Genomic DNA, 14,157 nt, shown 5'->3' with positions numbered 1-14,157 from the left:
ACGCAAACAAAAAATCAAAAATCCTAGTTAAAAAACTACTAATGGATAGAAATCCATTAGTAGTTTTTCTTGTTTAGTGAATGGCCTTCTTCTTAAAGCGACCACCTTTAACCTCGCTAATATTCCCGATAGCCAGAAAAGCCTGTGTATCAATTGTTCGAACAATTTCTTTCATTTTTGACTCCTCGAGCCGTGTAATAACACAGAAAATCACCTTTTTGTTATTCCCTGTGTAGGCACCCTCACCATGTAGATAGGTAACTCCACGACCTAGACGAGCCATGATCGCCTGACCGATTTCTTCAATCTCGTCACTAATGATATAGACGGATTTTGATTCCTCCATTCCCAATACGACAATATCAATGACCTTTGATGCGATAAAGTAAGCAATCACGGAATACATGGCCTGTTCCCACGTGAAAACAAAACCAGCAACAACAAAGATGGCAAGATTAATAATGAGAATGATTTCCCCAACAGAGAATGGCAGCTTTTTATTGGTTAAAATGGCCATCACCTCTGTACCATCTAAACAGCCTCCATAACGAATAACCAGACCAACGCCTACACCCAACAGGATTCCACCAAACACAGTGGCTAGTAATAAATCAGTTGTAAATGGATGGATATGATGCATAACTAGGGTTGCAACTGAAAGGATGGTGATGCCGAGTAAAGACGTTAAAGCGAAGGTTTTCCCGATTTGTTTATAACCTATGTATATAAAAGGTATGTTAATAAAGAAAATGAATATTCCCGTAGGTATTCCGGTTAAGTGAGATACAATAATAGAAATCCCGACAACTCCACCATCCATTACTGTATTTGGCACTAAAAATAACTCAAGACCAACAGCGAAAATGAGAGCACCGATGATGACCATCATAATGCGTAAAACTTTGGTTCCAATACTAATTTTATTTTTCTCAGAAGCATAGATGGTTTTATTTTTGATCATTCATTTCCCCCTAATCTACTCTTATAAATATATGGATCAGTATTAAAAAAGATTAAAAATGGATTGAAAAAAATAATGGATTGAAATATTTATGGAGTGAGAAGAATTTCCTAAAAAATATCAATAGGTTAGTAGTTGTTTTGTCGAAGAAAAACAGTTGGCTGCGAATGTGTAGAACAATATAATTATACTGAAAATTAAGAACTTTTTAAATATATAGCAAAAAATTAAAAGAAAAGAAGGTTTATTTAGAAATAATAATAGAAATTTAATGAATATATCTATTTATCATAAGGGTGTTACGGTACTCTAGTTTTATTTTCCTATTTTGTAACAGCGAATATTCAAATAATACATTTTCGTTACAAAGGACTCAAATGGTTTAATAGAAAAAAAGATTATGGTACAGTAAAAAAGTGAAATTTTCACATGGAAATTAGCCCATTGAATGGGTGATCTTTGGAAGGGGCTTTATCATGAGTTCGAAATGGAACGTCAACGGGGACTTTACAAAGAAACAAACTATAAGTCTTAAATCTAGTAAAACTAACATCTTTAAAAAAGCGGCTATATCTACTTTATTGTTCACAACATTTAGTTCTAGCTTTATATATGCAAATACAACAAGTGCTAGTGGTTTTGAAAAAATATACCACGTCTACGTAGGAGATACATATGTAGGAGCAGTTTCAAATGAAGTTGCTGTTACAGAAATTATCGAAACCAAAGAACAGGAAGCAAAAGCAATCTATCAAGATTACGTTTTTGATGGGGATTCTAGTGTTACTTTAATTCCTGAACAAGTATTTTCTTACGAAACGGACGATGCTAATACAATCGCAAAGTTGAATGAGGAAATGATCGTAGAAGCAGAAAGCTATGCACTACAAATTGATGGTCAGCCAGTTCTTTATTTAAAGGATCAAGCTGCTTACGAGGAAACAATTCGCTTATTGAAACTTCAGTATGTGACAGCAGAAGAGTTACAAAAGTATGAAGCAAATGCATCTATTGAAACTCTACCCGCTTTAAAAGCTGATGAAACTCGTATCAAAGAAATTAAATTAGTAGAAGCAATTTCTGGTGACGAAGCAAAAATTGATCCGAAACAGATTTTAACACCTGCGAAGGCAGTGGAATTTTTAAAAACAGGTTCTCTTGAAAAAGAAGTATATGCAGTACAATCAGGTGATGTACTTGGTTCAATAGCAAATACTCATAATCTAACGACTGCACAAATTTTGGAGTTGAATCCAGATTTAAAAGAAGACTCTTTACTTCAAATTGGTCAAGAAATCAATATTACGGTTGAAAAACCACTACTGAATGTAGAAATTGTGAAAGAAACAAATTCGTTAGTGGAAATGCCTTTTGAAAAAATCATTGAAGAAGATGACTCAAAGTTCAAAGGCGAAACAGTTGTTAAACAAGAAGGGTCTAACGGTCAGAAAGAAGTTTCTTATCTAGTTTCTCAAATTAATGGGGCTGTAGTCGAAAAAACGGTTACGAAAGAAACTGTCGTATCCGAGCCAGTTAATAGTATTACAGTAGTAGGAACAAAAGTTATCTCGTCACGCGGGACAGGCAGCTTTGCATGGCCAGCAGTAGGTGGTTATATTTCCAGTCATATGGGTGAACGCTGGGGAAGCTACCATAGAGGTATTGATATTGCTCGCCCATCAAACTATAATATCAAAGCATCAGACAATGGTGTTGTGACTGCAGCTGGTTGGGATGGGACATACGGACAAAGAATCGTCATTAACCATAACAACGGCTATGAAACAGTATATGCCCATCTTTCAGAAATTAATGTAAGTGTAGGGCAAGTTGTACCACAGGGTTCTGTTATCGGAATTATGGGATCAACTGGTCGATCAACAGGTACTCATTTACACTTTGAAATGCATAAAAATGGTGCTCTGGTGAATCCATTATCTTATTTAAACAATTAATGTAAGTAAGACAGTCCAAACTAAAAGGACTGTCTTTTTTATTAAAACAGAATGACTAAATTTGTCGAATTATTTCCCAAAAAATAATCAACAACCAGGTATAACCTATTCAGATAATACTGATTAATAGATTAACGGTTTCTAATACTTGTTGATCGAGTTTATTTGGTATAATAGCTTTATGCATTTATTCTAAATGAAGAATGGCTATAGGTTATTTGGAGATTGTGTACGTGATTCACGAATCAGAAAGGCAATTTGATTAAAGTCATCTTGCACTTATAAATTATAAATTTTGAACTTTATTAATCGAACATAGATACATTGACAAAAAGGAGAAAAAAATATGACAAAAACAATATTAGTTTGTGATGATGAAAAGCCGATTGCAGATATTCTGCAATTTAACTTAGTTAAGGAAGGATACCAGGTAATCTGTGCCTATGATGGAGACGAAGCACTAGAAAAAGTGGAAGAATCTCAGCCTGATTTAATGTTACTGGATATTATGCTTCCTAAAAGAGATGGGATGGAAGTTTGTCGTGAAATTCGTAAGAAATATGATTTCCCAATTATTATGCTAACTGCTAAAGGTTCCGAAATTGATAAAGTCTTAGGATTGGAAATGGGAGCCGATGACTACGTAACAAAACCATTTAGTACACGAGAGTTAATTGCCCGTGTAAAAGCGAATATGCGTCGTTTAAAAGTGTCAAGTCAACCAGAAGAGGTAAAGGAAGAAACAAATGATATTACTGTTGGAACTTTAATTATTCAACCTGATGCGTATTTAGTTTTAAAACGCGGTGAAGCAATTGAGTTAACACACCGTGAATTTGAACTATTGCATTATTTAGCGAAGCATATTGGTCAGGTAATGACACGTGAGCATTTGCTTCAAACGGTATGGGGTTATGATTACTTTGGAGATGTTCGAACTGTCGATGTTACGATTCGTCGTTTACGTGAAAAAATCGAAGATAATCCAAGTCATCCAAACTGGATTGTAACTCGTCGTGGTGTTGGTTATTATTTGCGAAATCCTGAACAGGAGTAGTCTGAATGCATAAGGTGAGCTTTTTTAAGTCTATTCACGTAAAAATAGTTTTAATCTATGTATTGTTAATTATTATTGCACTACAGATAATTGGAATTTATTTCTCCTCTAAATTAGAAGCCAGTTTAAAAGAGAACTTTAAGGATTCGATTTCTCAACGAATCGACTTAGTTCAATACAGTATTCGAGAAGAATTGTTAAAGGAACGTGATGACACAAGTCCAAGTATTGAACAAAGCTTAAGTGTTATTTTATTGGAGTTTCCAAAACAAGATATCAACGAAATTTTAATAATTGATAATCGAAATAAAGTGCTAGCCACTTCAGATATAGATAATCAATCCATTGTAGGACAACGGAGGAATATTGATACAGTAACAAGATCCATTTCATCTGAAAATTATGCAGAGAATATTGCACTCGATTCAGGAAATCGGGTATGGGTCCTTGCTGCCCCTATAATGGATAATGTTGGACCAAATGGAGAAGTACTTGGTGCAATCTATATTGAATCTGATATTGAAAGAGTTTTTGAGCAAATGAAGGATATTAACCGGATTTTTGCCATTGGTATCGCTATGTCTCTTGCGATTACAATTGTGCTCGGGATTTTATTTGCTAAAACGATTACGAAACCAATTTTAGACATGCGCAGACAAGCCCAAGCCATGTCTAGAGGGAACTATTCAAGAAAGGTTCGAGTATATGGGGACGATGAAATCGGTCAACTTGCCCTAGCCTTCAACCATTTAACGAATCGTTTGCAGGAAGCACAGTCTACAACAGAAGCAGAGAGGAGAAAACTCGCTTCTGTATTAAGTAATATGACAGATGGTGTAATCGCAACAGACCGTAAAGGAAAGGTCATTCTTATCAATGATCCTGCTTTAAACTTTTTGAATGTTACACGTGAAACAACTCTAAGTCGTCCTATTGCTTCTGTATTGGAGTTGGATGAGGAATACAGTTTTGAGGATTTAATTCATATGAAGGAATCTATTAACTTAGATTATAGTACTCAAGACAAGCCTTTCATTTTGAGAGCGAATTTTTCCGTCATTCAAAAAGAAACGGGGTTTGTAAATGGATTAATCACTGTTATTCATGATATTACGGAACAAGAGAAGATTGACATGGAACGAAGAGAATTTGTTGCAAATGTCTCTCATGAATTGCGTACGCCATTAACGACAATGCGGAGTTATTTAGAAGCACTGGCAGATGGTGCGTGGAGAGATGAAAATATTGCACCAACATTTTTAAATGTTACACAAACCGAAACAGAGCGTATGATTCGACTTGTTAATGATTTATTAAATCTTTCAAAAATGGATAGTCGAGATTATAAGTTAAATAGAGAGTTTGTCGAGTTTAATAAATTCTTTAATCGAATCATTGATCGATTTGAAATGTCTAAATCACAAAATGTTAAATTTGATCGTTATATTCCAGATACATCATATTTTGTTGAGGCTGATACAGATAAACTGACTCAAGTAATTGATAATATTATCTCCAATGCATTGAAATATTCTCCGGATGGAGGGAATATTCGATTTGGTTTTACTGTACAAGAAAACATGTTAAAAGTAATGGTTTCAGATGATGGTATGGGGATTCCAAAAGAAAATGTCACAAAAATATTCGATCGCTTCTATCGCGTCGATAGAGCTAGGTCTCGTGCAATGGGTGGAACAGGTCTAGGTCTTGCTATTGCAAAAGAGATGATTGAAGCACATGGCGGAAAGATATGGGCCGAAAGTGAGGAAGGGGTAGGAACAACAATCTTCTTTACGTTACCATATGAATTAGATGAGGCGGGTGATTGGGAGTGAAACATGTAGAACAAATTAAATCATTTGTACTGTTCCTCCTAGTCTTTTTAAGTCTTATACTAACATTTTCGATATGGACCTATACGCCGGACTATCAAAACATTCCAGAATCACAAGGTGAACCAGTTACATTAGGGCAGAAGAAGGATATTCAAGAAGTGATAAAACCCTACCGTATTTTAATACATGAAAATGGGAGCTTTTTAGGTACTACAACATCAACTGCTATCGATAATGTAATAGAAGCCATTCAGGATTTGGATGCAACTGAACTAAGATTTATCCAAAGTAATCTATCAGATGAAAAGATGAATAATATGGTGCATTCAGAAAACCAGATAACACTTTTCTTTTCTGCTGAAGTGCCGATCAATACATTTCGTTCGGTACTCCAATTTACTCAAAGCGAGTTGCCTGAGATTGCATTTAGCCATATTTTGATTGATTGGAGCAATTTAGAAGAAACAAATACGCTGCAATTTTCCTTTGTCAGCAAAGAAAAACAAACCTTGTATACGACAGTTGTACCTATCGGACAAGAACAATTTAATTCTACTTATATGAAGACAATTCAAAAAGCTGTTCCTTATAAAGAAATAGTAAGACCGAATGCGCTCTCTTTATATGTTCCAGCTAATCCAGTCGATTTAGTACAATACACATACTATATTGACGAGATTTCCACTGATGTCTTTAAAGATGTATTGTTTGAAGATACAAAACTCGTTCAGAAGAATTTTGATAATACTACTTATACGGATGGCATGGCTATGATGACATCTGATTCGGGCAGCAAAACCATTAACTATGTATATCCCGCAGAAGAAAGTATTATTGATATTAAACACTCCGAGTTAGTACACGACAGCTATGATTTTATAAATGACCATGGCGGTTTAACAGGAGATTATAGATATAGCTATAGTAATGTACAAAGGCATATTATCGAGTATCAGCTATATCTACAAGGCCTCCCTGTGTTTAGCAGTGTCACGTCAACTCGAATAGCGGTTACATGGGGGAGAAATCAGGTTTTCGAATATAAAAGACCATACTACTTATTTGTTGCTTCTGAATCCTCTACTATACAGTTACCTTCAGGAGTGGAAATGGTCAATACAATTCAAACTTTACAGGATATTGATGAGTTGGTATTGGGGTATTATTTAACGCCAGATCCCCTTAACCCTAAAGTATATTCTCTTGAACCTAGCTGGTTTGTTATTCGAGAGGGTAGTTGGGCACGTTTAACGACAGATCCAGTAGGAGGGCCTGAATATGGACTGGAGTAAATCGAAATCTATATTCATCGTGGTATTTCTAATACTAGATGTCTTTTTATATTCACTCTATCTGAACCGCCATACGGAAGCACAACTAGCTCAGGGAGAATCTTTAAGTGAAAAAACAATTGAAGCACGCTTAAAAGAGGACAATATTACCTACGGGATGCTACCGACGAATATTGAAAAAGCTGCTTATATTTCTGGGAAAGTAGTAAATTTTGAAGAAGAGAGCCCTAAAATTGAAAACGCCAAAGATGTTTGGATCGATAAAAATAAACTGGTCGTTACTTTAAAAGAACCAGTAGAAATAAAGAATATCGATGAAGCGACTTCTTATAACGACTTCTTAAAATTAAATGTTTATGAGGGCGCTTCCTATACATTATGGCAAATTGATAAGGAAAACAAATCCGCAACATTTTTCCAAACGGTTAATACGAGGACACTCTATTACATTTTAAATGGACTTGTCACAGTCTACTGGAATGATCAAAATGAAATAGTAGAATACGAACAAACTCTATTAGAAGATATTGCAGCTTATGAGGAAGAAAAGGTATTATCAACGCCTTTAACAGCAATCCAAAATCTATATAATAAGGGGCTTCTATTACCTAATTCAAAGATTACCAAGATGAATCTAGGGTATACAACCTTAGTGCAATTTACACAAACTCAAGTATTTGTACCAACCTGGGAAATTCAAGTGCAAACAGAAAATGGTGAAGTCAGAGAATACTTTGTCAATGCTGTGCAAGGGGGAGTACTTGATTTAACACTAGATGCATCCAAGGTTGAAGAAGTTGAGGAAGCTGTAGAAGAAGCTATTACAGATGATGATGAAAATAACCTGGAGATAGAAAAAGATAAAAGTAGGGAGTAGTAGTATGCGATTTAGTGTTTTAGCAAGTGGGAGTACTGGAAATGCTATTTATGTAGAGAACGATGAACATGCATTTCTAGTCGATGCCGGCTTAACGGGTAAAAAAATGGAGCAACTGTTTGCTAAAATTGATCGTGATATGAAAAAATTATCAGGGATTTTAGTAACACACGAACATAGTGACCATATTAAGGGACTCGGTGTTCTAGCTCGAAAACATAATGTCCCGATTTATGCGAATGAAAAAACTTGGCAAGCAATGGATAGCCATATTGGAAAGATTCCATTAGAACAGAAATTTGTTTTTAATATGGAAACGGTGCAGTCTTTTGGGTCCATAAATATTGAATCCTTTGCAGTTTCTCATGATGCTGCTGATCCAATGTTTTATGTATTTCATGAGAATGGGCGCAAGTTAGTGTTAATTACTGACACAGGTTATGTCAGTGATCGAATGAAAGGGATTATTCGTGGAGCGGATTCCTTTGTTTTTGAAAGTAATCATGATATCGGTATGCTACAAATGGGGCGTTATCCTTGGTCTGTTAAACGACGAATTCTAAGTGATGTTGGACATGTTTCCAATGAGGATGCTGCAGTTGCCATGAGTGAAGTGGTTTTTGAAAAGCCAACTCAAATATATCTTTCCCATTTAAGCAAGGATAATAATATGAAAGATTTAGCAAGAATGAGCGTAACACAAACTCTCCAATCCTGCGGCATTATTGCTGGTGAATACGTGCATATACATGATACAGATGCAGAAGAGCCAACTTTACTAGTAACGGTTTAAATTAGAGAAGGTATGACAAGAATTTCTTTGTTATATCTTCTTTTTTTAATTTTGTTTTATTTCATTTTCATGTAATTTTAATGTTTGGATTGTATCATAATGACAAGAAGAGAAGGAAAGGACTGAAAATAGTGAGTTACTATCATGATGATGAAAATAAACAACAAGAACATGAATCTGTTAATTCTTACTCACCCCTTCAAGAACGATTAAGACGTGAGCAGGAAGAAGAAAATAAACGACGCTCCAAAAAAAATGGAGGCAGTAAAGCAGGGTATTTTTTAAGTGGACTATCTGGAATTATCATAGGAGCATTACTGATTTGGTTGTTGGTGCCTTCTATGACGAACCAGCTTTCAAGTCAATCAACGACCAAGAATAGCAACACAGAATCGACGATTACACAAACTGCAACTGAGGTTAAATCAGATATTGTATCAGCAGTTGACACAGTGTCGGATGCAGTTGTAGGTATTACTAATATTCAGGAGGTAAGTGATTTCTGGAACCAACAAGCAACTACGGCTGAGGCAGGTAGTGGTTCAGGGGTTATCTATAAAGTGGATAATGATCTGGCCTATGTAATCACAAACTATCATGTAGTGGAAGGTGCAAAACAGCTGGAAGTCACATTAGCAGATGGAACAAAAGAAGAAGCAAAATTAGTAGGCAGTGATATTTGGACAGATTTAGCTGTCGTTTCAATAAGCAGTGAAAAGGTTGAAACAGTGGCCAAATTTGGTGATTCAGATGTATTAAAGCAGGGTGAATCAGTTATTGCCATTGGGAACCCTCTTGGCTTAGATTTCTATGGTTCCGTCACGACAGGTGTTATTTCGGGTACAGACCGCTCAGTTCCAGTGGATTTAAATGCTGATGGTAACGAAGACTGGGAAGTAGAAGTCCTTCAAACAGATGCTGCCATTAACCCAGGGAACAGCGGTGGTGCACTAATCAATATTACTGGTGAATTAGTTGGGATCAACTCGATGAAAATTGCCCAAGATACAATTGAAGGATTAGGCTTCTCGATTCCCATCAATTCAGTCATCCCAATTATTGAAGAACTAGAACAACATGGTGAAGTAAAGCGTCCAACAATGGGAATTGGTTTACTAGATTTAACGGATGTACCGGCATTCTATCAACAACAAACTTTAAAATTACCTGAAGAAGTAACTACAGGTGTTGTCGTTTCTGAAGTAGTCGAAGGTTCTTCAGCAGGAAAAGCCGGAGTGCAGCAATATGACCTGATTGTTGAAATGGGCGGACAAAAAGTTGAAAACTCTATTGATTTACGTCAATACTTATATAACGAGACAGAAATTGGAGATACAATTACAATTAAAGTCTATCGTCAAGGTGAGTTAGTGGAGCTAAACTTAACATTAACTGAAGGAACAGCTGTGTAAAAGTCTAGATAAGCATCAAAATTGTGGATAACTTTTAACAAAATATGCACAAAGAGTAGTGGAAGAAAAGCCTTTTCTTTCCTACTCTTTTTTTGTTTGTTACAATGGATTGTGGATAACATAGAATAAACTGTGAATAAGTTTGTTAAAATTTCTGAAAAAAAGGAGGTACAAAATAGTGGAGACGTATAGCTGTGAAACCCATATAGACCACGCATTAGACATGTTTGTAGCGCAAACGCAAGAGTTCCCAATTATGGACAAATTATCGGATAATGAAAAGTTATCCACAAAGTGCTCTTATTGCGAGGAGCAAGCAACATATATTGTATCAAGTAAATAACTTTACACAATATATAGAACGTAATTGTGGATATGTGCATAACTTATGTGGATAAGTTGTTTGTAAATGTAGTATTAAGGTGGATAAATTGTTTGTATTTAAATTTTCTAATAAAAGTGAAAACTGAAACCCTATATGTAGTAGGGTTTCAAGCGGTTTCTTTAGGCAATAGTTGACTGGAAATCATATGTTGTAAAATTTAATTATGAATGGAATGTAAAGGTGGTAAATCAGTGAATATCACGATCATCTCGGTCGGAAAATTAAAAGAAAAGTATTTGAAAATGGGCATAGACGAATATGTAAAACGTTTAGGCGGTTACGCAAAAATTGAATTAGTGGAAGTCCCGGATGAAAAAGCCCCCGAACAATTAAGCGATGCCGAAATGGAAATCGTCAAACGAAAAGAAGGCGAACGGATACTAGCCAAGATCAATGACGGCACGCACGTCATTGCACTTGCAATCGACGGAAAAATGAAATCCTCAGAAGACATGGCAAAGAACCTCGAATCCCTCATGACATACGGTACAAGTAAAGTCGCCTTTGTCATTGGCGGTTCACTCGGTCTACATGAAGAGGTCCTCAAGCGCGCAGATGAAAAACTAAGCTTCGGCAAAATGACCCTTCCCCATCAGCTTATGAAGCTCGTGCTAGTCGAGCAAATTTACCGAAGTTTTAGGATTATCAAGGGCGAACCGTATCATAAGTAAGTGCGGTTTTATCAAAAGAACCACCTAGAAGTTGATAAAACATCGATTTAGGTGGTTTTGTTATTTTAGTACTTATATTTATGTATGGGCTTTTTAAAGGTTAGAAGCATACTTATTGATATCGTTTGGTTAATTTATCTTTATGGCTTAACATTATTTCAGTTAAATCAATTTCGTACTTATCAGCTAAAATAAATAAATTATCAAGAACATCGCCCAGTTCTTCTTTTAAATTCTCAATTTGGTTTTCTTTTGGTAGAGTTTCTTCATCCGGACGATCACGCCCAATTTCAATTGTTCGAATGGCTTTTGAAACTTCACCAACTTCTTCCGTTAAAAAATTTACACGAATAAAGGCGTTTAAGTCATACCAGCCACGTTTTTTATAAAATTCTGTAATCCACGTTTGGTATTCAAAAATATTCAATGAAAATCACTCCTTATACTTCTATAATGATAGCATAAAGGAGGAATAGAATTTGAATATTTCAGTTTATTGTGGTGCAAGTCTAGGTAACAATTATTTATACGAAGACGCAGCAAAATCACTTGGAAAATGGATTGCCGAAAATGGTCATACTTTAGTATACGGCGGAGGAAAGGCTGGTCTTATGGGCGTGATTGCAGATGAAGTTTTATTACATAATGGCAAAGTAATCGGCATTATTCCAACATTTTTAGTCGACCGTGAGCTATGTCATTCTAATTTAACCCGTTTAGAAATTGTAAATTCCATGTCTGAACGTAAAAACAAAATGATTGAATTAGGAAACTGCTATATTGCACTACCTGGAGGACCTGGAACGCTAGAAGAAATTTCCGAGGTAATTTCATGGGCAAGAATTGGACAACACCATAATCCATGTATTTTATTCAATGTAGGTGGCTACTATGATAAATTAAAAGAATTTTATGATGATATGGTAACAAACGGGTTCTTTACTGAAGTAGATAAAAAAGCAATGTTATTTACTACCTCTTTCAATGAAATCGAACAATATATAACAAATTATGCACCTCTTATAGTTCGGGCATATTAATACAATAGTAAAAAACTACACTTAAATATGGTGCGGATAACCGTACTATATTTAAGTAAGGTAACCCCCTAAACGTTGATTTAACAAAGTTTTAGGGGGACCATTTTATATGCTAAAATTCACTATATATTTATTGGGGTGTTTATTCAAATTCATGAACGAACTGCACCGATTATTCCGCCAATTTCAAAAGAACCTTCGTATAATCCTTAAAATCATGAATATGCTTTTCTAAAATCGCTTCTAAAGTATCGATTTCTAATGTTTGGTAATCATGAACAGCAATATTGCGGAAACCTACTATATTGATTAAGGTCTTGTCTAAATCAGCTTTAATCAATCCAGCCTCTTGTAGCAATTTAAATCCTTCACGACTTGCTTTTGGCACGCCAAGCTTACGTTCACTGACGATAAGCATTGCTAAATCAATGCTTGCTTCACAAGCGCGCTGAATATTTAAAATGATACTATCTTGTTTTATGTAATCCGATAAGTTAGTAGGATTTCCCTCATATACTTCATGAATCCGATTTATACAACGTTCAATGGTCGTTGTTTTATTTAAAATCACGTAATCAACGTCAAACACACTCCCTCTTTCTTTAATTGCATCAACAATTGCAGCACATTGCTCGCTTAACGTAGCATACATGCTATAAGCACGCATTTTTTGACGTTAAATTCGTTTTCGTCATGTATATAAATTGGGTTACCTAGCCCAAATATTTGCATTGTAAATACTGAAATGAGGATTCTTACTTAAATATATCCAGCACTGAGAAGTTAGACGATAGTACCTAATACAAAGATAAAAGGATAGAAAAGATCACAAAAGCAGCTTAGAGTATTTCTAAGCTGTTATTGATTCGTAATCCGATAACATCCGTATAAAAAATATCGAGTGAAAAATCAATGGATACAATATGATGTAACTGTAAAGGAGGGAAATGGAATGTTACAAGAATTCAACCAATTAATGGATTACATTGAAAAAAATTTAACGAAAGAAATCTCTGGTAAAGAAATATCAAATATAATTGGGCTATCTGATTATCATTTTAAAAGAATGTTTTCGTATATGGCAGGAATGTCATTGAATGAGTATATCAAAAACAGGAGATTATCAGTAGCGAATGTTGAATTAATAAACGGTGCGAAGGTTACAGATGTTGCCTTTAAATATGGCTATCAATCAATCGAGGGATTTTCAAGAGCCTTTCGTGAATGGTGTGGCTTCTTACCATCAGAAGTGACGAAAAATAAAATTCAAAAATCATTTCCCAAATTTACATTCATTATAGATATTAGGGGAGGAGTTTCCATGGAATTCAAAATTGAAAAGAAAGAGAAATTTAATATAGTTGGAGTATCGAAAAGGGTGCCAATACAATTTGAAGGCATCAATAATGAAATTTTACAACTAGCCCAAACCATTACCGAAAAACAAAGAAACGAGATGCATCAATTAGCTGATTTATATCCTCAACAAGTCTTGAATGTATCTTATAACTTTGATGATGGTTACTTAGAAGAAAAAGGTTACTTAACTCATATGATTGGTCTTGCAACAACTAAAGAAAATCCGTTTGCTGAATTAGAACAACTTCCTATCGAAGAAAGTTTGTGGGCAATTTTCCCTAATCAAGGACCATTCCCTGCCACTCTTCAAGAAACAACTGCAAAAATATATTCGGAATGGTTGCCATCTTCAGGTTATGAAATTGCCGACCTACCTGGAATTTCATTTACAAAGCATGATGGTACTTATGAAAATGTTTATAGCGAAGTTTGGATGCCAATAAAGGAAAAAAGTAAGCATTCGTTATAACCAAAAGAAAAACCACTTTTGCAGTGGTTTTTCTCATGCTTTATTAAGCTA

The 14,157-nt window shown here is 35.2% G+C and carries 14 protein-coding genes; 11 read left to right on the top strand and 3 right to left on the bottom strand.

The genetic code is table 11. From position 1 onward, the window contains the following. Nucleotides 1-73: 73 nt before the first annotated feature. Nucleotides 74-961 carry a YitT family protein gene (locus C1N55_RS20245; protein ID WP_137730450.1) on the bottom strand — a complete coding sequence of 296 codons (888 nt, stop codon included), beginning with the start codon at nucleotides 959-961 and terminating at the stop codon, nucleotides 74-76. A gap of 476 nt (nucleotides 962-1,437) precedes the next feature. Between C1N55_RS20245 and C1N55_RS20240 the strand changes: the two genes are divergently transcribed. From C1N55_RS20240 to rlmH, 9 genes are all read left to right on the top strand, one after another. Next, nucleotides 1,438-2,916, top strand: coding sequence for a M23 family metallopeptidase (locus C1N55_RS20240; protein ID WP_137730449.1), 1,479 nt, complete (start codon nucleotides 1,438-1,440; stop codon nucleotides 2,914-2,916). A 346-nt stretch (nucleotides 2,917-3,262) separates the two neighbouring features. Next, the gene (gene yycF, locus C1N55_RS20235; protein WP_107932061.1) at nucleotides 3,263-3,973 is read left to right on the top strand and encodes a response regulator YycF; all 711 of its coding nucleotides are present in this window, start codon (nucleotides 3,263-3,265) and stop codon (nucleotides 3,971-3,973) included. A 5-nt stretch (nucleotides 3,974-3,978) separates the two neighbouring features. After that, nucleotides 3,979-5,808, top strand: a complete 1,830-nt coding sequence (gene walK, locus C1N55_RS20230) for a cell wall metabolism sensor histidine kinase WalK (protein WP_137730448.1) — start codon at nucleotides 3,979-3,981, stop codon at nucleotides 5,806-5,808. After that, nucleotides 5,805-7,100 carry a YycH family regulatory protein gene (locus C1N55_RS20225; RefSeq protein WP_240758510.1) on the top strand — a complete coding sequence of 432 codons (1,296 nt, stop codon included), beginning with the start codon at nucleotides 5,805-5,807 and terminating at the stop codon, nucleotides 7,098-7,100. Before walK ends, C1N55_RS20225 begins: the two co-directional genes overlap by 4 nt. Beyond that, nucleotides 7,087-7,977 (top strand): two-component system regulatory protein YycI, encoded by an 891-nt coding sequence (locus tag C1N55_RS20220; RefSeq protein WP_137730446.1) that lies wholly within the window; start codon nucleotides 7,087-7,089, stop codon nucleotides 7,975-7,977. Before C1N55_RS20225 ends, C1N55_RS20220 begins: the two co-directional genes overlap by 14 nt. A 4-nt stretch (nucleotides 7,978-7,981) precedes the next feature. Further along, nucleotides 7,982-8,770 (top strand): MBL fold metallo-hydrolase, encoded by a 789-nt coding sequence (locus C1N55_RS20215; protein WP_137730445.1) that lies wholly within the window; start codon nucleotides 7,982-7,984, stop codon nucleotides 8,768-8,770. Nucleotides 8,771-8,901: 131 nt separating this feature from the next. After that, on the top strand, nucleotides 8,902-10,182 hold the full coding sequence (locus tag C1N55_RS20210) for a S1C family serine protease (protein WP_137730444.1): 1,281 nt from the start codon (nucleotides 8,902-8,904) through the stop codon (nucleotides 10,180-10,182). A 178-nt stretch (nucleotides 10,183-10,360) separates the two neighbouring features. Continuing rightward, nucleotides 10,361-10,525, top strand: a complete 165-nt coding sequence (locus tag C1N55_RS20205) for a CxxH/CxxC protein (RefSeq protein ID WP_137730443.1) — start codon at nucleotides 10,361-10,363, stop codon at nucleotides 10,523-10,525. A 233-nt stretch (nucleotides 10,526-10,758) separates the two neighbouring features. Further along, nucleotides 10,759-11,238 (top strand): 23S rRNA (pseudouridine(1915)-N(3))-methyltransferase RlmH, encoded by a 480-nt coding sequence (gene rlmH, locus C1N55_RS20200; RefSeq protein WP_137730442.1) that lies wholly within the window; start codon nucleotides 10,759-10,761, stop codon nucleotides 11,236-11,238. A gap of 112 nt (nucleotides 11,239-11,350) precedes the next feature. Here the strand turns inward: rlmH and C1N55_RS20195 are convergent, their stop codons facing one another. Beyond that, complete coding sequence (locus tag C1N55_RS20195; RefSeq protein WP_137730441.1) at nucleotides 11,351-11,665, bottom strand: MazG nucleotide pyrophosphohydrolase domain-containing protein; 315 nt, start codon at nucleotides 11,663-11,665, stop codon at nucleotides 11,351-11,353. Nucleotides 11,666-11,717: 52 nt separating this feature from the next. Between C1N55_RS20195 and C1N55_RS20190 the strand changes: the two genes are divergently transcribed. Continuing rightward, on the top strand, nucleotides 11,718-12,278 hold the full coding sequence (locus tag C1N55_RS20190) for an LOG family protein (protein ID WP_137730440.1): 561 nt from the start codon (nucleotides 11,718-11,720) through the stop codon (nucleotides 12,276-12,278). 172 nt (nucleotides 12,279-12,450) lie between these two features. Here C1N55_RS20190 and C1N55_RS20185 read toward each other — a convergent pair whose 3' ends face one another. Further along, entirely contained in the window at nucleotides 12,451-12,930 is a 480-nt protein-coding gene (locus C1N55_RS20185; protein ID WP_137730715.1) for a type VII toxin-antitoxin system HepT family RNase toxin, read from the bottom strand. Nucleotides 12,931-13,230: 300 nt separating this feature from the next. Between C1N55_RS20185 and C1N55_RS20180 the strand changes: the two genes are divergently transcribed. Continuing rightward, nucleotides 13,231-14,106: an AraC family transcriptional regulator gene (locus C1N55_RS20180; RefSeq protein WP_137730439.1), complete on the top strand. Its 876-nt coding sequence runs from the start codon at nucleotides 13,231-13,233 to the stop codon at nucleotides 14,104-14,106. Nucleotides 14,107-14,157: the final 51 nt, after the last annotated feature.

This window comes from Lysinibacillus sp. SGAir0095 (assembly GCF_005491425.1).
Classification (GTDB): domain Bacteria; phylum Bacillota; class Bacilli; order Bacillales_A; family Planococcaceae; genus Ureibacillus.
This window is presented reverse-complemented; position numbering and strand designations above follow the sequence as displayed.

Bases quoted from the DNA above. Each gene is read 5' to 3' on its own strand.
- C1N55_RS20245 (WP_137730450.1), bottom strand. From the start codon at position 961: ATGATCAAAAATAAAACCATCTATGCTTCTGAGAAAAATAAAATTAGT.
- C1N55_RS20240 (WP_137730449.1), top strand. From the start codon at position 1,438: ATGAGTTCGAAATGGAACGTCAACGGGGACTTTACAAAGAAACAAACT.
- yycF (WP_107932061.1), top strand. From the start codon at position 3,263: ATGACAAAAACAATATTAGTTTGTGATGATGAAAAGCCGATTGCAGAT.
- walK (WP_137730448.1), top strand. From the start codon at position 3,979: ATGCATAAGGTGAGCTTTTTTAAGTCTATTCACGTAAAAATAGTTTTA.
- C1N55_RS20220 (WP_137730446.1), top strand. From the start codon at position 7,087: ATGGACTGGAGTAAATCGAAATCTATATTCATCGTGGTATTTCTAATA.
- C1N55_RS20215 (WP_137730445.1), top strand. From the start codon at position 7,982: ATGCGATTTAGTGTTTTAGCAAGTGGGAGTACTGGAAATGCTATTTAT.
- C1N55_RS20185 (WP_137730715.1), bottom strand. From the start codon at position 12,930: ATGTATGCTACGTTAAGCGAGCAATGTGCTGCAATTGTTGATGCAATT.
- C1N55_RS20180 (WP_137730439.1), top strand. From the start codon at position 13,231: ATGTTACAAGAATTCAACCAATTAATGGATTACATTGAAAAAAATTTA.